We start from the raw sequence: 23,778 nt of genomic DNA on the forward strand, positions 1-23,778 counted from the left end.
CCCAAATAATTAATATAATACAAAAAACGGGCCCTCCACTTTTTTAGTATATGTGAATATGGTGCCCGCTGTAAGTCTACAGCAAAAATAAAACCTACCTTGCGGTAGGTTTTATCGAGGTTCAACAATTAGTTTTATAGCTGTTCTCTCTTCTCCGTCGATTATGACATCGGTAAAGGCGGGGATGCATATCAGGTCTATACCGCTGGGTGCTACAAAACCTCTTGCAATAGCTACTGCTTTTACAGCTTGGTTGATGGCCCCTGCCCCTATTGCTTGAAGTTCTGCTGACCCCCTCTCACGTAAAACGCCTGCTAACGCCCCTGCAACAGCGTTAGGATTGGATTTAGCTGACACCTTTAATACTTCCATGACTTGACCCCCTATTGCTTATTTTTTGTTTTGAATATTTCCGTATTTTGTATATTCTACATTTATTAGAAAAATCCTTCTTTTGGGTATCAAATTTTATTTAAAAAGGTGTGACGTGCGTCACACCTTATTTTGCGTATTCAACAGCTCTAGTCTCTCTGATAACGTTAACCTTTATCTGCCCTGGATATTCCAGCTCTTTTTCTATACGCTTCACTATTTCTCTAGCCATTAAGAGCGCCTGGTCATCGCTTACCTTATCAGGCTTTACTATAATCCTGATTTCGCGTCCTGCTTGGATTGCAAAGGATTTTTCTACTCCTGCGAAAGAATTGGCAATCTCCTCAAGCTTTTCTAATCGCTTGATATAGGCCTCCAGAGTTTCCCTCCTGGCTCCCGGCCTTGCCGCAGATATAGCATCGGCCGCCTGTACAAGTATCGCTTCGACAGTATTGGGTTCTATATCGCCGTGGTGAGCCATTATGGCATGCACCACATCGGCGCTTTCGCGGTACCTCTTAGCCAGTTCGGCTCCGATTTGAGTATGAGAACCTTCCACCTCGTGGTCCACCGCTTTTCCTATATCATGCAGCAGTCCAGCACGTTTGGCAAGCTTTTGGTCGGCCCCTAACTCGGCCGCCATTACACCCGCCAGGTGAGCTACTTCAATAGAGTGTTTTAAAACGTTTTGACCGTAACTGGTCCTGTATTTTAACTTGCCTAGCAATCTGACCAGCTCCGGATGGATACCGTGCACACCCACTTCGAATATAGCCTGCTCGCCCGCTTCACGTATCTGGTTTTCTACTTCTTTTTTAGCTTTTTCTACCATCTCTTCTATACGTGCAGGATGTATCCTCCCATCCAGTATGAGCTTTTCAAGGGCGATTCGGGCTACTTCCCTCCTTATGGGGTCAAATCCTGACAAAATGACAGCCTCTGGAGTATCATCGATTATCAGGTCAATACCCGTCAATGTCTCTAAAGTACGGATATTACGTCCTTCTCGCCCGATAATTCTGCCCTTCATCTCATCGTTGGGAAGCTCCACAACTGAAACGGTGGATTCTGCTACATGATCAGCGGCAAACTTCTGGATGGCAAGAGATATTATATCGCGAGCCTTTTTATCAACCTCCTCTTTCAGCCTGTTCTCATACTCTCGAATTTTCACAGCTATCTCATGGGTAAGCTCCTTCTCCACATTTCCCAATAGGATTTCTCGAGCCTGGTCCTGGGTAAGCTGTGCGATGCGCTCAAGTTCGCTTACCTGGCGCTTGTACAGCTCCTCTACCTCTTCGCGCATCTTCTGAATTTCTTTCTGCATATTGTTTAGGTTTTGCTCTTTTTGTTCCAGGACCTCGGCTCTCCTGTCAAGGCTCTCCTCCTTTTGCTGGAGCCTGCGTTCTATTCTTTGGATTTCATTCCGCCTTTCACGGCTCTCCCTTTCAAATTCACTTCTCAGCCTGTGAATCTCTTCTTTCGCTTCCAGCAAAGCTTCCTTTTTTAAGGCTTCGGCCTGCTTTTTAGCCTCCTCCACGATCTTTCTGGCGGCCTCTTCGGCATCACCTATCTTTTCCTCCACAATCCGCTTTCGGTAATTGTATCCCAGGACGCCCGCTCCAATGGCTACTACTACCAGGGCAAGACCCATTAGTAGTACTTCTAGCACGGATTAATGGACACCTCCTCACTACTTCAATGGAGCGCTGTCGGTACCAAACCACTGCTTCATCCCGTGCATCCCAGCGGGCATTGGGGAAATATACGGATATCAACAGGGTCTATCATGGGTTATAAACCGCTTATTTAATTGTATATCTTTTACTGATGCATGTCAACCATTGAAGCTCCGTAAATCCTTATATTGCCATCCTTATTCTATTAAGTCTTCACTGGAAGCAGAAGCTCCTGCAACTCGTCCCAGTTTAAACTCCTCGCGTATCTTCTGTTCAATCTCGGCAGCTATGTGGGGATTCTCCTTAAGAAACTGTCTGGCATTTTCTTTTCCTTGTCCAAGTTTTATATCACCGTACGAATACCAGGCGCCGCTCTTGTTAACAATATTGATAGAACACGCCAAGTCTAAGATGCTGCCCTCCCGGGATATGCCTTGTCCATATATGATGTCAAACTCCGCCTCTTTAAAAGGAGGAGCTACCTTGTTCTTCACCACTTTTACCCGGGTACGGCTGCCTATGGTTTCAGATCCCTGCTTTATGGTGTCCACGCGGCGTACATCCAGGCGTACTGAAGCGTAAAACTTGAGTGCCCTCCCACCCGGCGTGGTTTCAGGGTTACCAAACGTTACGCCCACCTTTTCTCTCAATTGGTTTATAAAAATAGCCACTGTTCGGGATTTGTTTATGGCACCTGACAGCTTGCGCAGCGCCTGTGACATCAACCTGGCCTGCAGCCCAACATATGAATCGCCCATTTCACCCTCCAGTTCGGCTCGCGGAACCAGAGCCGCCACCGAGTCGACGACAATCACGTCAACAGCCCCACTGCGTACAAGGGCTTCGGTGATCTCAAGGGCCTGTTCTCCGGTATCAGGCTGCGAAACCAGTAGATTATCTATATCGACGCCAAGATTCTTGGCATATTGAGGGTCCAGCGCATTTTCGGCATCTACAAACGCTGCTATGCCGCCGGCTTTTTGAGCCTCGGCAATAACGTGCAGTGCCACCGTTGTCTTACCCGAGGATTCAGGGCCGAATATTTCCACCACCCTACCCCTCGGCAATCCACCAACCCCTAGCGCAATATCCAGGTCCAACACGCCTGTCGATATTACTTCCACGTTCATGTGGCTGGACTGACCCAGCTTCATGATCGACCCTTTGCCAAACTGCCTTTCTATCTGGCTGATAGCCAGCTCAAGCGCTTTTGCTTTATCCATTTCTTCAAACCCGGCTTTTGAGCCAGGTATTCACCTGCCTCTCTGTTATTTTCTCGAACACACGTTCTTAATTCAATTATAATCCAATCTATAGAGAGGGTCAAGCATTAAAAGCCCACGTCATCTTAAAGCTCCAGCAATTTTCGGCGTAGCAGGTCCAGTGCTGTATTGGCAGTAGAGAGCTTGATGCGTTTTCTGTCGCCCTGATTTTGGAAGCGCTTTACCTCCACCTGTCCATTCATGGCGATGGCAATATACACAAGCCCAACAGGCTTTTCAGGGCTTCCACCGCTGGGCCCTGCTATGCCTGTTACAGCAAGACCTATATCAGCTCCACTGGTCTTGGCAATTCCTTCAGCCATTTCTTGCGCTGTCTGTGGGCTTACAGCGCCATAAACCTCTAACGTTTCGGGTTTTACTCCTAATCTGTTCATCTTAGCCTGGTTGCTATAAGTGACGCATGTCTCAATTAGATTTTCCGAAATTCCCGGTACATCGGTGAGCAGGTTGCTTATCAGGCCACCTGTGCAGGATTCAGCCACCGCTAAGGTCAACCCCTTTTCTTTGAGCAGCCTGGCCACTACCGTTTCCAAGCGGTCATCATCCACGCCGTATACTGCCTGCCCCAGGCGCTTACGTATCTCATCTTCAAGTGGTTTAATAAATTCAAGCGGGTCTTGGGAACGGTGGCACTTGACCGTCAGCCTCAGCGTCACTTCACCATATGCCGCTAAAGGCGCAATGGTGGGATTGGTCTGGCTTTCAAGCAGGTCTTTTATCATCTCTTCTACCGCTGATTCTCCAATGCCGTATATCCTGAGGACCCTTGAAAATATCTTTTGGTCTTCCTTTTGAGCTAAATATGGCAGTACGTGGTTTTCAAACATGGGCTGCATCTCATAAGGGGGACCTGGCAACATGATAAACGTCCTGCCATCCTTTTCGATAATGGCCCCTGGAGCTGTCCCCACATCATTGGGGAGAATGATGGCCTCCTTTGGAAACATGGCCTGCTTTAGGTTGTTTTCGGTCATGGTTCTACCTCGTTTTGCAAAGAACTCACGTATTGCTTGGGCACTTGGCTGATGTAGCACCAGCTCTATCCCTAGAAATTCGGCAATGGTCTCCTTTGTCAGGTCATCCATGGTAGGTCCTAGCCCACCGGTGGTGATTATGAGGTTGGCACGCTTGCAGGCAATCTCCAGTGCTTGTAGCAGGCGACTTCTGTTATCCCCCACTACCGTGTGATAGTAAACGTTTATGCCCACCGACGAGAGGCGCTGTGAAATGTATTGGGCATTGGTGTTTGCGATCTGGCCAAGCAAAAGCTCGCTGCCCACCGCAATGATTTCAGCATCCATACATCCCCATCTCCTTTTATTGGTTGAGTATATGAATATTCTTGTAAATGTAATCTATGCCCGATATGATGGTGATGGCCACAGCAAGTGCCAGCGCTACCCTATCAAATGGAAAACCTATCCATTTAAAGGGTATATTGTCAAGCATGATGGCCACTATTGCCACTATTTGAGTGATGGTTTTGGCCTTGCCCCACCAACTTGCCGCTATGACTATTCCCTCTGAAGCAGCCAACACCCTAAAACCGGTGATTATAAACTCCCTGGTTATTATTATGATGGCCACTACCGAGGATATCTTGCCCATCTCCACAAGTATGACTAGAGCTGCTGTTACCAGTATCTTATCTGCGAGAGGGTCAATAAACTTACCAAAATTGGTGACCTCGTTTCTTTTTCGGGCAATATACCCGTCCACCGTATCGGTACTGGCTGCCACGATAAATATGAGCGCTGCTACAACGTTGCTGTAAGGAAAGTCGGCAAGCAATAAAGCCATAAATATGGGTACTAACAATATTCTAATAACGGTTATCTTATTTGCTAGATTCATAGTCTTCCCCCAATAAATCATATTCGTAAGCCTTGGTTATCTTGACCTCGACAAAGTCGCCGGCTTTAAGTTTTCTGTTGCTCATCACAAATACTTGGCCGTCTATCTCTGGTGCTTCGCCGTACGACCTGCCAAAATAAATGCCTTCGGAGCTTGTGCCTTCTATGAGCACCTTGCACTCCTGACCGATTCTTTTGCGGTTAAGCCTCTTGGATATTTTCTGCTGTATGCTCATCAAAATATCCCTTCGAGCCTCTTTTGTTTTTTCGTCCACCTGTTCAGGGAAGTTGGCAGCTGGCGTTCCCTCTTCTCTTGAATATGTGAACACCCCCACCCTGCTAAACTGCGATTCTTCTACAAATTCGATCAAGTCCTTGAACTCCTGTTCTCCCTCACCAGGAAATCCCACGATTAGGGAAGTACGAATGATTATGTCGGGTATTCTTTCCCTCAACTTTATAAGAAGGCTCCGAATTTGCCGTGGATCAGCTGGACGATTCATTTTCTTGAGTATTTTAGGATTGATGTGCTGTAGGGGGATATCGATGTAATTGCACACCTTTTCCTCTGAAGCTATGGCATTGATGAGGTCATCGCTCACCCGGTCAGGGTAACAATAAAGCAGCCTAATCCACACCAGCTCAGGGATTTTAACCAGCTCTTTAAGCAGTTTTGCCAGCGACACGTCTCCTTCCAGGTCTTGACCGTATCTAGTCAAATCCTGTCCAACCAGTATTATCTCCTTTACACCCCTGTCCACAAGGGCTTGGGCTTCCTCCAACACCTCATCCATAGGACGGCTAACATGAGGACCTCTGAGCTGTGGTATGACGCAATAGGTACAGCAGTTGCTACACCCTTCAGATATTTTAAGGTAAGCCGTGTAGGATGGGGTGGTAAGCACCCTGACTATGCCTTTAACGTTGGGAAATTTGGGCTTGTTCACAGCCATCAAGCGTTCATGCTTTAACTCGCACTGATTTATTACATCCACAATCTCGTTAAAACGCCCGGTGCCTATGACTGCATCCACTTCGGGTATCTCATCCATCAGCTCCTTTGAATAGCGCTGTGCCAGACATCCCGTCACAACCAGCAACCTGCATTTCCCAGCCTTTTTGTACTCCACATACTCCAGTATGGTTTCTACCGACTCCTCTTTAGCCGGGTCGATAAAGCCGCAAGTATTAACAATTATGACATCTGCTTCTTCGGGTTTATTGACGATGGTATGGCCAGCCTGAGAAAGCAACCCCAGCATGACCTCCGCATCAACCCTGTTTTTGTCGCATCCAAGAGAGACCATTCCTATCTTCATTGGGTAGAATACGCAACCTCCTATTTTGCATCCTTGTACAGCCTTTCAAATTCTTCGCGGGTTATGAGAACGCTTCGGGGCTTACTGCCTTCAAAACCGCTCACTATTCCCCGTGCCTCCATTTCATCTATAAGCCGGGCTGCACGTGCATAGCCTATGCGCAGCCGCCTTTGCAACATAGAAATAGATGCTTGTCCGGCTTCTATGACAATTTCTATGGCCTCAGGCAACAACTCGTCATGCTCGCCTAAGTTATGCGATTTCCCATCATCCTCCTCGACCTTCTCCATGGCGTCAGCATCATAGAGAGGAGCGCCATTTTGGCTCTTAATGTACTCAACAACCGCTTTTACCTCTTTCTCTGAAATGAAACATCCTTGAACCCTTATGGGTTTATTGACGCCCACCGGATAAAACAGCATGTCGCCACGCCCCAACAGTTTCTCAGCCCCGTTCATGTCCAGTATAGTCCTTGAATCAACCTGTGAAGAAACCGCAAAAGCGATACGCGATGGGATGTTCGCCTTTATAAGCCCGGTAATAACGTCCACTGATGGCCTTTGCGTGGCAATCACCAGATGGATTCCTGCAGCCCGCGCCATTTGTGCCAGGCGGCATATGGCATCTTCCACTTCAGAAGGTGAAACCATCATCAGGTCAGCAAGCTCATCTATGATTACCACTATCTGTGGCAGGCGTTCATCCTCGCTTTCCACAATGCTGTTGTAACCTTCTATATCCTTTACCCCGGCATCGGCAAACAGGTTGTAGCGCGATACCATCTCCTGTACCGCCCAATTGAGAGCTCCGGCCGCTTTTTTGGGATTGGTCACAACCGGTATTAGCAGGTGTGGAATGCCGTTATAGTGGTTAAGCTCCACAACCTTCGGGTCCACCATGATGAATTTAACCTCTCGAGGCGAAGCCTTGTAGAGTATGCTTACTATAATGGTGTTTATACACACGCTTTTACCAGATCCTGTGGCTCCGGCTATAAGCAGGTGGGGCATCCTGGCAATATCGGCAATGATGTTTTTACCGGCTATGTCCTTGCCCAAAGCCACCGCCAACTTGGAAGGGTGAAAGATGAACTCCTCTGAGCCCAGCACTTCCCTCAATAAAACGGGTGAGACATCCCGATTGGGTACCTCAATCCCAACAGCTGCTTTACCCGGGATGGGGGCTTCTATTCGTACCGATGGAGCCGCCAGGTTGAGCGCTATGTCATCGGCCAGGCTGACGATCCTGCTCACCTTTACCCCCGGAGCGGGCTGAAGCTCATACCTGGTGATGACTGGCCCTCGGCTTATCTGCGTAACCTTTGCACTGACACCAAAGCTGCTTAAAGTCTCCTCAAGCAATTTGGCATTGCTCTCGGCTATTTTGTCCTGTTCCCTATCATTGGAGCTGGCAGGGGGCAACTTTAGCAAGTCCAGTGGAGGGATTATGTACCCCTCTTTCTGCAGCGCTTCTAGGCGAGCATTCTGGGGCTGTGCTTCCTGTTGCTGATTTCCATCCTTGCCTTCCCGCTTTTTCGCCCTCTGCCTTGTAAGCGGTAGTGCCTCGTTTTTTTGTTCAAATGCTACATTGAGCGGACGCAGGTCTTCACCATTCTTTTTCTTAAATTCCTCAACAGGTATGGTTTTCCCTACAAAGGGCTTACACCGCTTATGAAGCACCGGTTTTATAGAGCTGTATATGTTATGCCCCATGTCCCTAAGCGACAAGTTGGTCAGCAGCAGCAGGTTGATGACCACAAAAGCGCCTAAAAGCACGTAGCTGCCTGCCAGGCCAAACAGCTTGTATATAGCAAACGCAAAGGGAGCCAGCAATGCCCCACTACCTTTAACCTCTTGCCCTTTAATGTAGGACGAATGTACAAAAGTTGTTATACTGGTCCAATCAAAATGGCTAAAGTACGATATATGAGTGATTGACATTACAAATACCACGGTAAGGACAATGAGCAAAAGCTTTAGCTTGTTTACCCTCTTGCGATAAGCCAGTATGGTTAGCATACCGGATATAACCAGCAGGAGCGGGATGGCGTACCCGACAAGGCCAAATAACCCCATGACCATCTGCTTGAGGTATTTACCCACAATGCCCGCCTGATTGGTATATATGCTTATAAGCGCAAAAAGGCCTACCCCAATCAGCAATACTCCTATCACTTCATGGTATATTCGGCTATCGCTTTTTGAGCTCCTTTCTTTCTTCTTCGACATTCGAAATCACCCTTGTATTAATATTCTACACCATCCCTTGTAATTCCTGCTACCTTTTACGCCACAAACCACGTATATATAATGGTCAGGATGCCCAGTCCCCAGCAATAATAAGAAAAATAGTTGAGCTTCTTTTTTTGCAATGCCGAGATCAAGAGATGAATGGCTAGATACCCTGACACAGCCGCAGCCAAAAAGCCTGCCAGTACCGGCATAACTTCATGTATGGCTGATGCACTCTCGAAAGCGTCCTTGCCTTCCAACACTACCGCTCCCAATATTGCGGGGATAGACAGCAGAAACGAGAAGCGCGTGGCCAGCTCACGGCTTAAGCCCCTGATAAGCCCTCCAAAGATGGTGGCCCCCGAACGCGATATACCGGGGGTGATGGCCAGCCCCTGCATGAGGCCAACGGTTACCGCATCTAGAGGGGTCATGTTCTTTAAGTCTTTTCTGCCGCCCACTATACCGTTGGCTATCCACAATAGTATGCCGGTAACAATAAGTTCAAAGCCAACAAAATCAGCAGTTTCAAACAGCCTAGAAAACAAGTCATTGAAAATTATTCCGATGAGAGCGGTGGGTATGGTGGCTATTATTATCATGACCATAAGAACCCTATAAGGCCTTGAATGATCGAGCAGTTTGGGATTTTTGCCCCTTATGTAATCTCCTATCAGTACAAAAAATTCGCTTATGAGACTTAAAACATCCCTCCAGTAATATATAAGTACTGCCACTAAGGTGCCCACATGGAGTATTACATCAAAAGCCAGGCTTGCACCTTCAATCTTGAAAACCTCCTGCGCTATAACCAGGTGTCCTGAACTGCTTATTGGCAAAAACTCTGTAAGCCCTTGCAGTATTCCAAGAAAGATTGCGTACAAAAGGCTCAACAAATTCGCCTCCCCTACTCAATTAATGAACGTTATCATTATATCACTCTTCAAACAAGAATGCCATATGGATTTAATAATGAACAAGCCCAGGCATTCGTTTACCTGGGCTTTACAAGAGTAGAAATGCTATATTTTAGGTTCAAGCCGTATTAGGGTTCCTGGCTGCAGCTTGGGGTTTAAATAATCAAACGGATTGGTGCTCAATATTCGGTTGATTTGATACTTTTGTTCCCCGGCGGGCAACACCTCTAGCTTTACGTTATTCCATTCTATAATGCGGGCATCAGATATTTGGCCCGTAAAGTTGCCAAATACGAATTGGAGAGGGACGATGGTGTGCAGTATCAATGCATATCTCCCCCTTGGCTTTGGGATATCAACTCTCTGAGCTTTGACATGGCTTCTTTAACGCCCCCCACATAGTCTATTATTCCGCATCGCACCGCTTCTTCACCAATGAGCACCGTTCCCACATCGCTCGATAGCCCACCCGTCCCTACAAGCAACTCATTCAGCTTTTCTTTCGTGATCCTCGAGTGGCGCACAATGAAGTCCACTACCCTGTCTTGCATCCTGTTTAAGTATTCATAGGTCTGAGGTATCCCTACCACCAGTCCGGTCATGCGTATGGGGTGAATAGTCATGGTAGCGCTGGGGGCGATGAAAGAGCAGTTGGCGCTGACAGCCAAGGGCACACCTATGCTGTGTCCTCCCCCTAAGACCAGGGATACCGTGGGTTTGGACATTGTGCTTATCATTTCAGCTATTGCCAAGCCGGCTTCCACGTCTCCCCCTACGGTATTTAAAATGAGCAGTAACCCCTTGATGTTTTTGCTTTCCTCTATTGCAACCAGCTGGGGGATGACGTGTTCATACTTTGTGGTTTTGTTTTGAGGTGGTAACGCTATATGCCCCTCTATTTGGCCTATGATGGTCAGGCAGTGAATATCGCTGTTCAATTCCAGCGGCCCCGATACAGTCCCAAATTCCTTTATATTGCCTGCCTGAGGATATATAAAAGGCTCTCTTTCATCAGCGTATTCTGTTGTGGGTTTTTCATTTTGGTTAAACATGGCACCCTCCATAAGCAAATAAGTAATCCACCAATTGAAATTGCCTTTTTCATAAGGGTAGTATTTCCTAAACAAGCATAAAAAATGAGCCTTTAATTAAGGCTCATCGAGCATGCAATTTAAATTCGTCATGTAACGCCATCAATGCTTTTGCGGTATCTTCTCCTTTTATAAGGCAGGAAATGGTGGTATGGGAATCGGCGGTTTGAAGCACTTGTATCTGGTTTTTGACCAAGGCCTTTAGGACCCTGGCCATCACCCCTGGAACGCCTCTCATTCTGTTGCCTATGGCCGATATCTTGCTGCAGTTGTGTATCATGGAATACCGACACATGAGTGGTTCAAAGATGCTTTTGGCCTTGTCTGCATCATTGCCGTCTATAGTGAATATCATCTTATCCGGGAATACATTGATGAGGTCAATGCTTATACCATTCTCAGCCAGCCGACTTAAGATGATATTTTGGAACTCGGGATTTACGTTCTCTATTAAGACCTGTGTCCTGTTGAGCATATGAGATATGCTGGTGACTACCTGATTGGGGTCATACTCCGTATCTTGAGCGTAGTTGCCCTCATCATATGATGAAACTATGGTGCCCGGTCCATTGCCGTTGATGTTTTTGATGATGAGCGGTATGCTGCAGCTCATGGCTATTTCGACGGCTTTAGGATGAATTACTTTGGCGCCTTGGTCGGCCATTTGGAAAACCTCGGAATAGGTCAGGTGCTTTAGCACAGTAGCGTTTGGTACCAGCCTGGGGTCAGCTGTCATGATTCCGTCTACGTCAGTGTATATCTCCACAAAGGAAGCGGAAAGAGCTTTACCGAGTGCGGCAGCTGTGGTGTCGCTGCCACCCCTTCCAAGGGTAGTTATGTCACCGCCCTCGGTAACACCCTGAAATCCTGCTACAACGGGTATTTTACCCATCTCAAGGTACATGTATATTCTGTCGGGGTTTATCCTCAATATGTTGGCGCTACCGAAGTTATTATCGGTAATAATGCCCGCCTGCCCTCCTGTCAATGCCACAGCCTCGTATCCCTTTGCCCTTAAAGCGTTTACCATAATGACGCTGGATATGATTTCGCCGCAGGACATGAGCAGGTCTAATTCCCTGGGATGAGTATCTACGTGCTCATTTTTTGCAAGAGCTATGAGTGTATCGGTGGCATAGGGCGCTCCATTGCGTCCCATGGCCGATACCACCACCACAGGATGATAACCGCTCTTCCTTGCATTTATCACCTTTTGGACGGCTTTGGCTCGCACATCGGGGGTAGCTACAGAGGTACCTCCAAATTTTTGTACTATAACCTTCATTTTTTTATTCCCCCCCATATTTTGATCGTATTTCTATTCTTTCTTCTCAAGAAGTACCGGTTGAATCTGCTTTCCTTCAAGCGCAAGTAGTATGGTATCTATTATTTTATCCATATCGGCAATTAAAGAATTGGGTTTGTTGTATGGGTCGTCCTGATAAAAAGGAACCAAGTATATGTTCTTTATGTTCATGATTTGACCTAAGTTTTTAGCATTGTTACCTAGAGCGTCGTTGGTGGATATGGCTATAACTACCGGCCTTTGGTTGCGAAGGTGCGCCTTGGCAGCCATCAGCACTGGCGTATCGGTAATACCGTTGACCAGCTTAGCTAGGGTATTACCCGTACAGGGCGCTATAACCACCACATCCAACAGCTTTTTGGGACCTATGGGTTCGGCGTCAACTATATTTGTAATGGCTTTACGCCCGGTAATGGTTTCTACCTTTTGCCTGAAATCGGCGGCTGCGGTAAATCGCGTATCTGTCGACGCGACGGCATATGAGAAGATGGGATACACTTCAGCGCCTTCGTCGACTATTTTTTGTAGCGCAATGAGCACCTTGTCAAATGTGCAGAAAGACCCTGTAACGCAAAAACCTATTTTCAAGCCTTTAAGCTTCATGCCTACAACCCCCTTATTATACCGAGTTTTTGAGACCTTTCTATCAATTCTTTTATCACCTGATACACTATTCTTCCGGCAGTTTTGGGTGCAACTATGCCTGGAAGGCTGAGTTCAAGATAAGCCCTTATGCCAAATTCCTTTGCGGCTTCAAAGTCAGTACCACCCGGAGCTGAAGCGAGGTCGATGATTACAGCATCCTTATCCACCTTTTTAAGCCTCTCACGAGTGAGTACGAGATGTGGAATTGTATTGAATATTACCTGTTGTGAACTCAAGACGGAATCCAGATCATCGAGATGAACGCCGTTGTAACCGTTTTCGTATATCCAAGCCAGGTCTTCTGGCTTTCGCGCCTCTACCGTTACCCTCGCTCCTATGCCTTTTAGCATCCTGGCCAGACACCTTCCAATCCTTCCATAACCCAATACCAGCACATTTGCTCCATGAAGGGTTATATCGGTTTTCTCCATGGCACGTTGGATAGCGCCTTCGGCAGTTGGGATGGCATTGAGTATGGCAAAGGATTCTTCCTCCAGGATGTCAAAAAAGCGTATGTTCTTTTCTTCAGCCTGCTTTTTTATATCATGGTCAGCTTTACCCAAGATGATAATGGTGGGTGGTTCCACCTTTTTCATGACCTGTTCGAGAATTATGGACTGCGGGTCAGATGGTATGTTTATATAGCCGTACTTGTTTTTATATGGTATAGGGAGTATAAGGGCGTGACAGATAAAGCAGTCGTCTTCTAAATTGTTGTATACCTTTATGCTATCGCTGGGGATGTCCTTAAACCCCATTGCTTTTACAATAAAACCTTCCTTGACTGCCATGTTCATGGCTTCAATTTGCCTGGCGTCGCCGCCTATAAATGTAAGTACAATCTGATTGCCAGCCATTTAACCGCCTCCTTTCCGGTAATACATTGTATGAAACAACGTGAAATATAGTGCAAGATAGCCTATTGAAAAGTTTTTACGGATATACCACCATATACACTTTTTGAGTGTACTACGGAATAAAAAAATGGAGGCTATTCAGCCTCCCATTCGTAACCGGTCTTTTTAGATCTACCCTCTTGCCGAGCAAAGTTCTCCTGGTTTTTTATAAGGTATGCCTGGTACAGGTCATCAGCAGTCATCCCTACCTTTATACACATACTGATAAAAAAGTGAAGTATATCCACCAGCTCTTCCTTCACAGCATTATAGTCTATTTCCTTTGGGTTTTTCCACCACTTGAAATTGACCTCATTTAAAAGCTCGCCGAGCTCTGAAACTATAGCAAGCACCTCTTTTTGTATCCACTCTTCTGGTTTGATATGACCCAGATTGCGCTTCTCAATTAAAGCCTGGTCAAACTTCGCCTGAAGTTCAAATATGTGTTCCAGCCTGTCCATCTTTTGTTACTCCCTTAAAATTGAGTTTCACTTATTTTCTGGGAAAGCCGCTGCATACGAAGCCAAAATCGCATTTCCCGAAGCAAAATAGGCTATTCTAAGTGCTTCTCTTATCTCTTCATCGGTTACGCCCATGCTCTTAAGCAGCCTGGCTATGTTGGTAACACCCTGAGCAGCTCCATGGACGGCGTCTACAGCCAATGCAATCAAGAGCTTGGTCTTTTGATCCAGGGCTCCCTCTCCCATCGATAAAGCGTATACCTCTTCGATAACCTTCCCAAAATCAGGGTCGCTTTTACCTACCGGCGCTAAAAAAGGCGGCAGTGGCATTGTATCCCCTCCCTTTTAACTAATGATTTTTGTTTCTAATTATATAAGGTTTTTGTTTGCAATTCTATAAGTTTTTTGGGACCACATTTTTAAAATTTACAAAAATACCTCAGAATGCCCTCGATTTTAATGGCAGGGTAATGAATCACAGCTTGACAGGAGCTATATAACTCCTTAAAATGTAAATATGGCAAATACGGTAAAACGGTAGACCGTGTTGCTGTAAAAGAGGCTAATGACATTTAGTAGGACGGAAGAATGGGGGGTCTTATTTTTATGCCTATCACCAATATGCTTTCCATGAACGCTCAAATCTATCCTGATGAAGTCAGCCTCATAGAACGGGATCCGGCAGCAGGTACCCGTCGTCAAATCACGTGGAAAGAATTTGATGATAACGCCAATAAGTTTGCCAATTTTTTGTTGTGGCGTGGTATCAAAAAAGGGGATAAGGTGGCTATACTACTCATGAACTGCCTTGAGTGGCTTCCCGTGTATTTTGGCATTTTGAAGGCAGGTGCCTGGGCTGTCCCGCTTAACTTCAGGTTTACGGCTGAAGAGATACTCAAATGCCTCGAAACCGCCGAGGTGAAAGTACTGGTTTATGGACCAGAATTTGAGGAAAGAGTCGATGTCATACGCGGTAAAACAAGTTTGCAGGACCTGGTATTTGTAGGGTACAAGCAGTTAACAGCAGCAGATTATTACTATTATGACATATTAAATAGCTTTCCCAGCCATGCGCCGGATGTGCACCTGTCTGACGATGAAGAGGCAGCGCTTTACTTTACCTCTGGCACTACCGGCATTCCCAAACCCATAGTTTTAACCCACGGTAATCTGGTGTCGGCGTGTATAACCGAAAATCACCACCATATGCAGACGCATGAGGATAATTTCCTATGCATACCCCCTCTATACCACACAGGGGCCAAGATGCACTGGTTTGGCAACCTCATAGTGGGAGCAAAGGCTGTTATATTAAGAGGCGTAAGTCCCAAATGGATACTCGAGGCGGTATCCGAGGAGCAAGTGACCATAGTATGGCTCCTGGTGCCCTGGGCACAGGATATTCTTGATGCCATCGAGCGAGGGGAGATAAATTTAAGCGATTATAAGCTGGACCAGTGGTGGCTCATGCATATGGGTGCTCAGCCCGTTCCCCCCAGCCTCATCAAAAGATGGAAGAAATACTTCCCCCACCACAAATACGATACCAATTACGGCTTAAGTGAAGCCACTGGCCCTGGATGCGTACACTTGGGCCTAGACAACATCGACAAGGTAGGGGCCATTGGACTGCCGGGTCATGGCTGGCAAGTCATGATTGTCGACGAAAATGGGAATTCCGTACCACCTGGACAAATAGGCGAGCTCATAGTTAAAGGTCCAGGCGTCATGAAAGGGTATTATAAAAACCCTGAAGCCACAAGCAAGGTCTTAAAAGACGGGTGGCTGTACACCGGCGATATGGCACGTCAGGATGAAGATGGGTTTATATACCTTGTGGATCGCAAGAAGGACATCGTCATATGCGGGGGAGAAAACATATTTCCTGTAGAGATAGAGGATTATTTGAGGTCCCATCAAGACATAAAGGATGCCGCAGTGATAGGGCTGCCTGACAGGCGGTTGGGCGAAATCCCGGTGGCCATAGTAGAGTTAAAGCCTGGGAGAGAACTTACTGAGGAGGACGTCATAGAATTTTGTCAGGCCTTGCCCCGCTACAAGCGCCCACGTAGGGTCTTCTTCGATAAAATACCCCGAAATCCCACAGGCAAGATAGAAAAGCCAAAACTGAGGGAAAAATGGTGCGGCCAAAGCGCAAGCGTATTTGTGTAAAACCTCAATTGACATCTATGGCTGCAAATTACAAGGTTGCAGCCATTTTATTTTTGACTATAGGGTTAAGGATATTTTGGGCAAAATTGGGCAATATTATAAAAAGGCTGTTTAAACTACACGGTGGGGAGAAGATGACATGAGTATGTTTCGGGTATCACAGGTTTTCATCACGCCCTATTTTTCGCTTTTGACCCTGTTTTGTAGCCTGGTTCTTTTTGTGCTTTACATGTCAGACCAACCCGAGCGCTTTCCACAAGAAAAGAAGATTGCCAAGTGGGGTAGCGTTGCATATCTGCTTTTAGGATTGACTTCATTCATATTTTCCAGATTGGTCAGTTAACAGGCCTTACTTTATTACCCCTATTCTCCTCAGCTTTACATCAACTTCTATTTGAAGGTCTGAATTCACGAAATATTCCTTCCAATCATCTTTGTACTTTTCCCAAAAATCAGGGTAGTAGTTTTGTACCCTCCGCCCGAATTCTATACAATCGGTTTTATACTCATTCACCAGTTTGCTGAACACCTGCCTGCAAGATTGCGTAATTTTCTGCTTCACCAAGCTTTCAATTTGGCGTATAACGGCAAGGTCATAGGTGTTGAAATTTTCATTTTGGATTTCGGCTATGTCTCCCTCTACCTCCATTTTGACCTTCAAGACAAACCGGTTGTTGATGAGCACCGGCCTTATGGATACTTTGTTGCCAGTGATCTTAAAGGCGAAATTTCCTGTTTCAACTTTATCGCTGGATATGTCGATGGTACCTTTTGCAGGCTCCCCGTGAAGCCATTTTAGGCTCATGACGTCAGAACCGGTAAGCCATCCCACAAGCTTATCGCCCCTAAACATGCCAGCCCCCTGAAGGGTCAAGGTATCTTTTTTTACGGTTATGCCGGGCAAGCATATATCAAGCCGCCTGATAAAGTGCCGCTGCATTATCCCGAAGTCCATGGGCATAAGCACGATCAGGCTGCGCTTCTCATTTTCGTCAAGCAGGTCATTGATATATTGGGATGTACTTTTGACGGTTTTAGGCTGTATTTTAAACACTTCGCTGGCTTTGTCATGGCTTACCGCTACTTTAGTGCGCTGCCGTATTCTGGGGTCCCTAAAAAAGAAGTCCAAGTAGTGGCCAATCCCCTTTTTGGCAAGCTCCTCGCCAAATACCACCAATTGTAGGTGGTCGTAGTTTGGCACCTGGTTCAGGGTGGCCATAAGCGTCTGTTCGGCCATTATCAAGTTTTTTGCTTGAATGCTAACATTCAGGGTTGAGCTCTGTCCCTGCCCCCCTCCTCCCTCTCCCTGGCCTCCTGGCCCCAGCATAGCAGCCGGCAATGCTATTTGGTATGTCACCATAATCCTTTCTTCTTTTCCGCCTTCACTTTCTGAAGGGTCAATGCCTATACCCAGTATAAAAGCGTTTCGCTCTATCTCAACCATGTCCCAGCAACCCGTCAGTATGAGTGCGATGATAAGTACAAGAAGAATCTTGGCGCGCTTATCATTTATCCTCATTTTTTAACAGTTCCCCCTTTTTAAGCCCCACTGCCAGAATATAAATAATTACTATTACGGCTATTAGTACCAGCCCGAGATAGCTCACATATTGAGTAAATGCAATAATCTCTTTAATATTTTGTGGAAACAAGGTTAGCATGTAGATTAACGGCACATTCAAGATTATAAAAGGTTTGTAATTTCTAAAGCCCAACAGCCTTGTTATTGAAACCGATGAAAGGTAGAAATACGAAGAGACGGTCGTATATGCACCCAGGATCCAGAAGATCATGAAGAATATGTCAAATCTCTCGGCAAAACCTCCAGGGAACTTTATGTATCTGGCCAGCTGAAGGGTGGGATACAGCGAACGTACAACGGGCTCTACCCCTACTATCCCTACGGTGATTGCTACAAACAGGGTATATAAGACGACAGCAGGCAATATGCCGACAAGAGCATATTTTACAACTTTGCTGGCATTCTGAACATAAGGGGTGATAAAGAGCAACACCTCGAATCCTAGATAGGATATTGTCAGAGGTGGAATGGCTTTAATCCACTCCAGTACATCTTGCCTGAAGGCCGGTATTAGCTCTTCAAAATTGAAATTTTTCAACGATAATACGATTACAAGAAGCATTGTGCCAATTACAAGGGGTTCAAATGTTTCACAGATCTTAGCTATAGAGCTAATACCATTGAGGCATAAGTAAACTGCTGCCAATAAAAAAGTTATTATTAGCACTTCAAGTGGTGTATTTTCAAGCAAAAGCACCTTTATAGCATCACAAAACAATCTTAACACGGCCGTTGTGACGCTTATGAAATAAAAAAAGAACACAAATCCCAATATTTTGGATGGGACAAGGCCTATTATCTCTCTGCTGTATTCCATAACGGTACTGTTGGGAAATCTTTTGGCCAGCAGCGCAGTTATAATCAACGCACAAGCCATCAATAACCCGGTAATGAATGTCGCAATGAACCCTCCTGATTTAGCCAATTCGGTGGCTGTACGAGGCAAAGTCAATACTGTTACCCCAATGGTTGTAGATGATACTACAAAGGTAATCTGTATGTTGCTCAGCCTGTCGCTTCTCTCCTTCATTGAACTTCCTCCTTGACAGGGTCCTGGTCTCGCCGATCGATGTCTATGGCATAAGTGCTGGTGGGCCTTCGCATCATGATTTGGCTAGGCATACGTATAAGGAAATCTTTCCAATCCTGATACCTGATAGGAGCTTGAGGGCTCATATAGCTTACGCCAAAGCTCTTAATGGTCACCAGGTGTACGTTTAATATGATAAAACCTAACATGACCCCATATATGCCCAATAAAGCAGCCAATACGATAAAGGGGAAGCGAAGCAATCTTATGGCCATGGCAGCACTATAGGATGGAATGAGAAACGAGGCAATTGCCGTAATAGCCACTACAATGACCATAATAGGGCTGGTAATCCCCGCTCTAACGGCTGCATCTCCTATGATCAAACCGCCTACTATACCTATGGTCTGGCCGATGGCCCGCGGCAGCCTTGCTCCCGCTTCCCTTAGAAGCTCAAATGTGACTTCCATAAGCAGGGCTTCAACAAACGCCGGGAAAGGTACGGTTGAACGAGTGGCGGCAATGGATATTGCCAGATTGGTGGGAATGAAGCCCGGATGAAAAGAGACAATAGCTACATATAGAGCCGGAGTAAGTGACGCCAAAATAGCTCCGCTCCAGCGCAAAAGCCTGATGACAGAAGAGAGTACCCAGCGTTCATAGTAATCTTCAGCGCTCTGGAAAAACTGATAAAATGTGGCTGGCACTATAAGGGCATAAGGGCTGTTGTCCATCAATATGACCACTCTGCCCTCAACCAGGCTGGCCACCGCCTTGTCTGGGCGCTCGGTAACCTCAATTTGCGGGAAAGAGGTAAGGTAGTTATCCTGAATGTAATGCTCTAGCTGGCTGCTGTCAAGAAAGATATCGACGTCTATTTGGGCAAGCCTTCGCTCCACCTCTTCCACCAGTTCCTGGTTGGCTATACCTTTAATATACGCATATGCCACGTCGGTTTTGCCGCGGCGACCAACCTGAATAGCTTTTATTACCAGGTTCGGGTCCTTGATCTTCCTTCTAATTAAAGCTGTGTTTACCCTCAAAGTTTCGGTGAATCCTTCGCGGGGCCCGCGAATCACAATTTCTGAGGGTGGTTCCTCTATGCTGCGCTGGGGCCAGCCCCTGGCGTTAGCTATAAGGATTTTGTCGAAGCCATCTATCATTACCGCCACTTCGCCAGATAAAACGCGCAAGAAAGCGTCATCCAGGGTTTTTACTTCCTTGACTTCACCTATTGCCAATGCATGAAGCTTGACCATTTCAAACATCTTATCGGGCTGTATGGTCTGGTTTAGGCTGGATTCCAGAAGGGCAATTTGGTACATCAGGGGTTTTAATATCTGCTCATTGACAATGGTTGTGTTAACCAAACCATCTATATATACCAGCGCACAGGGGATATTTCTCATCCCCAGGTTGAACTCACGGAACACCACATCGCTGCTGTCTTTTAAAAAAGCCTTAAACTTTTCCAGATTCTTGCTTACTTCCTTGTCCAGCGTCAGGTCAACCTGTTCTTCGCTCTTTAGCTTTGGAGGGTTGTTTTCTTCCATCTTCTTTCTGTTTTTGGGATTGGGCGAACCGTCTATGTACTTCATCCTCAATTACCTCTCATTTTTCCATGATTGTTGTCTAAGTAATAGAATACACATATGGGCATTATTTATTCAGCATAATAAAAAACGGCAGCACTAAGTCCTGCCGTTTCCAAACAACTTATATAACCTATTTTGCTTTTACACGTAGGGTCCTTTTCGTCTCAGAGCTCTGGTATACACCGACTCCAGCTAAAACTTGTTTATCACCAATCCTGTAAGCAGCTTGGGATAAAAATAAGTAGACTTTTGCGGCATCTTCTCCCCAGCCAATGAAACCTCTTTTACCTGCTTTACCGAGGTGGGATTGAGGAAGAAGGCCATTTGACATCTACCCTCTTCCACCCACTGTGCCCCTTCCATCAAATCATGAGTATAAGTGATAAAGTCCTGGTTTGCCATCTGTTCCTTACCTATCCCTAGTAGCGGTTCAAGCAGCAGCGTATGGAGAATGGTGACATCCAAACTCCGGTATGATATGTCATGCTGGGGTAAACGCTCATCCATAATTCGCATGCTCTTCAAGGTGAGGACATAACAGCTCTTAGCATCGCCGTCATAGAATACAAAGCTATGGCTGCCTTTTTCAGCAAGCAGGCCTTCCATTTCATCTGCACGCTGCTTTAGGGTTTTGCCTGAAAATGTATGCTCCTCCACTATGAAGTCTTTAGCTGCGCTTTTAAGGAACTCTTCTTTTGAAAAGCCTTTGATACCGCTTATGGCTCTGTGGGTAGGAAGTATAACAAGTCCCGGGTCTTCCATCTCCACCATCATCATCATAACAAAGTTATAAAGGTCATCCCCCGTATGGTGCGGATTTTGAGCCATACGTTCATTCCGGTATGTAAGGGCTGTCTCGTATCGATGATGGCCATCTGCGATGTAAAGCTTTTTATCCGCCATATTATCTTGGATTTGCTGTATCACGGAATGCTCGGATACTACCCACAGCTTCTCTATAATACCCGGTATGGCCTCCACCTCTATGTCTGGGGAATGGGACTCAATATATTGTTTGAGTAACGACGGGATTTTTTTTGTAGGGTCATCGTAAAGCGCAAATATCTGGCTAAAATTGGCTTCACAGGCCCGCATGAGCTGTAATCTATCGGCCTTTGGCTTAGAAAGGGTGTTCTCGTGTGGCAGTATAACACCCTTTGAAAACTCTTCCAGCCTTACAAGCCCAATAAAACCCGTACGCGTGTACGCCTTACCGTTTGTAAGGCTGAACTGCTGCTGATAAATGTAGAAAGAAGGCTGCTTATCCTGAACCAGTATTTTATTTTCGATCCAATCCTTTAAATACCGGGCAGCCCTGGTATATTTATTGTGGCATTCATCATCCCCGGGCTCTTCCTTCCCCAGCTCCAGACGAATTATGTTGTACTGGCTCATTTGGTAGAACTGATCCTGCTCCGCTGGCGATATCACATCATAAGGAGGAGTCATCACCTTCGACAGGTCATCTATCTTGGAAGTATTGTAACGAAAACCTTTAAAAGGTATAACCTGTGCCATGTTTCATACACCCCTGTATATTTTTTTAATAACCACATTTTATATGATTCATACAGGGGCCGTCAAGGAGTCAGTATCTTAATTCTTGTCCTTCAGACTATTTAGGTAATCAATGAGGTCAGAAGCCTCCTGTTTTGTCAAGGCCTTGCTATCGCCTTTGTGGTACCGCTGTTGAAGCATTTCCTTCATCTGCCCTTCAGAATATCCCAGGGCATTATATATGGCGTATATGGCCCTTCGCTGCGCCTCAGTTATGGGTTCCTCACGTACAGGTGTTTTGTCCTCTTTTACTTTAGCCTCTACCGGGCTGTCCACCACATTTTCGCCTTCTTCCAGCTCGGGCGCAAACTGAGTACCGTATCCCAGGGCTGCCAATGCCCGGCCATAAGCTTTGGTATACGCTTTTTCTATATAATCCTCAAAATCGTCCCCCGTCTCAGAGCCTACTCCTATCTCTACATTGCCTCTGCTATCGGTCACTTCAAGTTCGTAATAGGCAAACCTGTTATGCGGGTCTATGACCTTATCCCGGATAACAGTCTTTGTCCCTTGTCTGTTTTCGCTGCGAAACCACACCATCCGCCATTTAACCTCTAGGTAGTCAGCATAGTCAATTTCCCAGTTATTGGTTTTAGGATTCCAGCGCCGTATAGGAAGTTTTGTCAAATGTTCCTCTGGATTGAAAGTTCCGCTTTCCATCCCTGATCAGTGCTCCTTTGCTTTTTTTGTATTCATCGCGTTTGTATTTATTATGTGAAGGTGTATAAGAAAAAACACCGGTATATTTATGGAAACGACGGGACCATCAATCCAGCACAATGACGGCTATCATTTCCAGCGGCTCGTCGCCGCAATTTTCAACCGAATGCCCTTTTCCGCCTCCTGTAAACATGGCATCCCCGGCTTCTACGTAGTGGATTGTGCCGTCGTCATCAACTTTGCCCTTACCTTTTAAGAAATAGAACATCTCGGTCTCTTGATCGTGTTTATGGAAACCTATGGAGCAGCCTTTTTCCAAAGTGATCCTCGCAAACAGCCTGACCTTTGAAGGCAACTCTCCTTTCCCTATGTGTGTAATCTTGACTGTGCCATTCCCTCCCCTCATCTTCTCTCTGAGTTCCGCTTCCATCTCATGGGCTTTTTTGATCATATTTCATCCTCCCCTTTCCTTGTTTTTTGAAATTTTAGTGTTTTTGCTTCTTATAAAATTCAATTCTACATAATAATATTATACCGTTTTTCCCATACAATTGAATACAACCTTTTTCCTTTTGTAAACATAAGGTAATCGCTGCAGTCAAACAATTAAATTTTTTTAAAATAACACATAAATCATTTAAAAGTGGTTAACATAAATAGCGAAAGGGCACGTAATGGTTGAGCCCAGACTCATATACGCTCTAGACGGGGCGTATATGAGTCGGCCAAAGATTGCATACAGGTCGCGTCAGGCCTGTATGCAGTCGGAGGGAAGATCCCGTGTCGTGGGGAAAAGTTCTATTGCAGTCGAGACTTTTGATTGCAATAGGATTCCAACCTATCACACGGGGTCGAGCGAAGACCATACAGGGTGCCGAAGGTCAGAGTACTAACGGTTCTGTGCAGCCGAGAGGTTGCACTGGGCCGTACAGGTATCCTGTATGGTCGAACGAACCATCACGGCAGGTGATGACCTGTTTGGTCATGGTCCCAAATACGGCTGGATCGTATTGTAGGATCATGGCTGGATAATAAGTTACCTGTCGTGGTGCAAGGTAGATCATTACGTGCCCTTTTTATTTTTATGGTCAAATTTGTTGTCATCAAATCAAAATAAAGCTGAATTCTA

The 23,778-nt window shown here is 46.0% G+C and carries 24 protein-coding genes; 3 read left to right on the forward strand and 21 right to left on the reverse strand.

Annotated elements, in window-relative coordinates; genetic code table 11:
* Positions 1–111 precede the first annotated feature (111 nt).
* The 15 genes from JOD02_RS01405 to JOD02_RS01475 form a co-directional block, all read right to left on the reverse strand.
* Positions 112–372, reverse strand: a complete 261-nt coding sequence (locus tag JOD02_RS01405) for a stage V sporulation protein S (protein WP_204486267.1) — start codon at positions 370–372, stop codon at positions 112–114.
* A 127-nt stretch (positions 373–499) separates the two neighbouring features.
* Entirely contained in the window at positions 500–2,026 is a 1,527-nt protein-coding gene (gene rny, locus JOD02_RS01410) for a ribonuclease Y (protein ID WP_204486611.1), read from the reverse strand.
* 222 nt (positions 2,027–2,248) lie between these two features.
* The gene (gene recA / locus JOD02_RS01415; protein WP_204486269.1) at positions 2,249–3,274 is read right to left on the reverse strand and encodes a recombinase RecA; all 1,026 of its coding nucleotides are present in this window, start codon (positions 3,272–3,274) and stop codon (positions 2,249–2,251) included.
* A gap of 125 nt (positions 3,275–3,399) precedes the next feature.
* The gene (locus JOD02_RS01420) at positions 3,400–4,635 is read right to left on the reverse strand and encodes a competence/damage-inducible protein A (protein WP_204486271.1); all 1,236 of its coding nucleotides are present in this window, start codon (positions 4,633–4,635) and stop codon (positions 3,400–3,402) included.
* Between the two features lie 16 nt (positions 4,636–4,651).
* Positions 4,652–5,188: a CDP-diacylglycerol--glycerol-3-phosphate 3-phosphatidyltransferase gene (gene pgsA / locus JOD02_RS01425; RefSeq protein WP_204486273.1), complete on the reverse strand. Its 537-nt coding sequence runs from the start codon at positions 5,186–5,188 to the stop codon at positions 4,652–4,654.
* Entirely contained in the window at positions 5,172–6,506 is a 1,335-nt protein-coding gene (gene rimO, locus JOD02_RS01430) for a 30S ribosomal protein S12 methylthiotransferase RimO (RefSeq protein ID WP_204486274.1), read from the reverse strand. Before rimO ends, pgsA begins: the two co-directional genes overlap by 17 nt.
* Positions 6,507–6,526: 20 nt before the next feature.
* The gene (locus tag JOD02_RS01435) at positions 6,527–8,734 is read right to left on the reverse strand and encodes an FtsK/SpoIIIE family DNA translocase (RefSeq protein ID WP_204486276.1); all 2,208 of its coding nucleotides are present in this window, start codon (positions 8,732–8,734) and stop codon (positions 6,527–6,529) included.
* Between the two features lie 56 nt (positions 8,735–8,790).
* On the reverse strand, positions 8,791–9,630 hold the full coding sequence (locus tag JOD02_RS01440; protein WP_204486278.1) for an undecaprenyl-diphosphate phosphatase: 840 nt from the start codon (positions 9,628–9,630) through the stop codon (positions 8,791–8,793).
* A 129-nt stretch (positions 9,631–9,759) separates the two neighbouring features.
* Positions 9,760–9,981, reverse strand: a complete 222-nt coding sequence (locus JOD02_RS01445) for a YlzJ-like family protein (RefSeq protein ID WP_204486279.1) — start codon at positions 9,979–9,981, stop codon at positions 9,760–9,762.
* Positions 9,978–10,706, reverse strand: a complete 729-nt coding sequence (locus JOD02_RS01450; RefSeq protein ID WP_279380577.1) for a ClpP family protease — start codon at positions 10,704–10,706, stop codon at positions 9,978–9,980. Before JOD02_RS01450 ends, JOD02_RS01445 begins: the two co-directional genes overlap by 4 nt.
* Before the next feature lie 103 nt (positions 10,707–10,809).
* On the reverse strand, positions 10,810–12,030 hold the full coding sequence (gene dapG / locus JOD02_RS01455; RefSeq protein ID WP_204486281.1) for an aspartate kinase: 1,221 nt from the start codon (positions 12,028–12,030) through the stop codon (positions 10,810–10,812).
* A 33-nt stretch (positions 12,031–12,063) separates the two neighbouring features.
* A complete protein-coding gene (locus JOD02_RS01460) occupies positions 12,064–12,654 on the reverse strand; it encodes a dipicolinate synthase subunit B (protein WP_204486283.1) in 591 nt (196 codons plus the stop codon).
* 2 nt (positions 12,655–12,656) lie between these two features.
* Entirely contained in the window at positions 12,657–13,553 is an 897-nt protein-coding gene (gene dpsA, locus JOD02_RS01465) for a dipicolinate synthase subunit DpsA (RefSeq protein WP_204486284.1), read from the reverse strand.
* Positions 13,554–13,687: 134 nt separating this feature from the next.
* Positions 13,688–14,053, reverse strand: coding sequence for a dUTPase (locus tag JOD02_RS01470; RefSeq protein ID WP_204486286.1), 366 nt, complete (start codon positions 14,051–14,053; stop codon positions 13,688–13,690).
* 27 nt (positions 14,054–14,080) lie between these two features.
* Positions 14,081–14,383: a carboxymuconolactone decarboxylase family protein gene (locus JOD02_RS01475; RefSeq protein ID WP_204486288.1), complete on the reverse strand. Its 303-nt coding sequence runs from the start codon at positions 14,381–14,383 to the stop codon at positions 14,081–14,083.
* A gap of 276 nt (positions 14,384–14,659) precedes the next feature.
* On the opposite strand from JOD02_RS01475, the gene JOD02_RS01480 reads away from it, so the two are divergent.
* A complete protein-coding gene (locus JOD02_RS01480) occupies positions 14,660–16,225 on the forward strand; it encodes a class I adenylate-forming enzyme family protein (RefSeq protein WP_204486289.1) in 1,566 nt (521 codons plus the stop codon).
* Between the two features lie 139 nt (positions 16,226–16,364).
* Positions 16,365–16,568, forward strand: a complete 204-nt coding sequence (locus tag JOD02_RS01485) for a hypothetical protein (RefSeq protein ID WP_204486291.1) — start codon at positions 16,365–16,367, stop codon at positions 16,566–16,568.
* A 6-nt stretch (positions 16,569–16,574) separates the two neighbouring features.
* Here JOD02_RS01485 and JOD02_RS01490 read toward each other — a convergent pair whose 3' ends face one another.
* The 6 genes from JOD02_RS01490 to JOD02_RS01515 all read right to left on the reverse strand — a co-directional run bounded on the left by JOD02_RS01490 (position 16,575) and on the right by JOD02_RS01515 (position 23,100).
* Positions 16,575–17,744, reverse strand: a complete 1,170-nt coding sequence (locus JOD02_RS01490) for a Ger(x)C family spore germination protein (protein WP_204486293.1) — start codon at positions 17,742–17,744, stop codon at positions 16,575–16,577.
* A complete protein-coding gene (locus tag JOD02_RS01495) occupies positions 17,731–18,837 on the reverse strand; it encodes a GerAB/ArcD/ProY family transporter (RefSeq protein WP_204486295.1) in 1,107 nt (368 codons plus the stop codon). The genes JOD02_RS01490 and JOD02_RS01495 overlap by 14 nt, the downstream gene beginning before the upstream one ends.
* The gene (locus JOD02_RS01500; RefSeq protein ID WP_243426257.1) at positions 18,834–20,435 is read right to left on the reverse strand and encodes a spore germination protein; all 1,602 of its coding nucleotides are present in this window, start codon (positions 20,433–20,435) and stop codon (positions 18,834–18,836) included. The genes JOD02_RS01495 and JOD02_RS01500 overlap by 4 nt, the downstream gene beginning before the upstream one ends.
* Positions 20,436–20,624: 189 nt before the next feature.
* Entirely contained in the window at positions 20,625–21,950 is a 1,326-nt protein-coding gene (locus JOD02_RS01505) for a DUF1015 domain-containing protein (RefSeq protein WP_204486297.1), read from the reverse strand.
* A 78-nt stretch (positions 21,951–22,028) separates the two neighbouring features.
* The gene (locus JOD02_RS01510; protein WP_204486299.1) at positions 22,029–22,649 is read right to left on the reverse strand and encodes a hypothetical protein; all 621 of its coding nucleotides are present in this window, start codon (positions 22,647–22,649) and stop codon (positions 22,029–22,031) included.
* A gap of 106 nt (positions 22,650–22,755) precedes the next feature.
* Positions 22,756–23,100 (reverse strand): cupin domain-containing protein, encoded by a 345-nt coding sequence (locus tag JOD02_RS01515; protein ID WP_204486301.1) that lies wholly within the window; start codon positions 23,098–23,100, stop codon positions 22,756–22,758.
* 329 nt (positions 23,101–23,429) lie between these two features.
* Here JOD02_RS01515 and JOD02_RS01520 point away from each other — a divergent pair, with 329 nt between their 5' ends.
* Entirely contained in the window at positions 23,430–23,681 is a 252-nt protein-coding gene (locus JOD02_RS01520; RefSeq protein WP_204486303.1) for a hypothetical protein, read from the forward strand.
* The last annotated feature ends 97 nt before the right edge of the window (positions 23,682–23,778 follow it).

Source organism: Caldicoprobacter guelmensis (assembly GCF_016908415.1).
Lineage (GTDB): Bacteria > Bacillota > Clostridia > Caldicoprobacterales > Caldicoprobacteraceae > Caldicoprobacter > Caldicoprobacter guelmensis.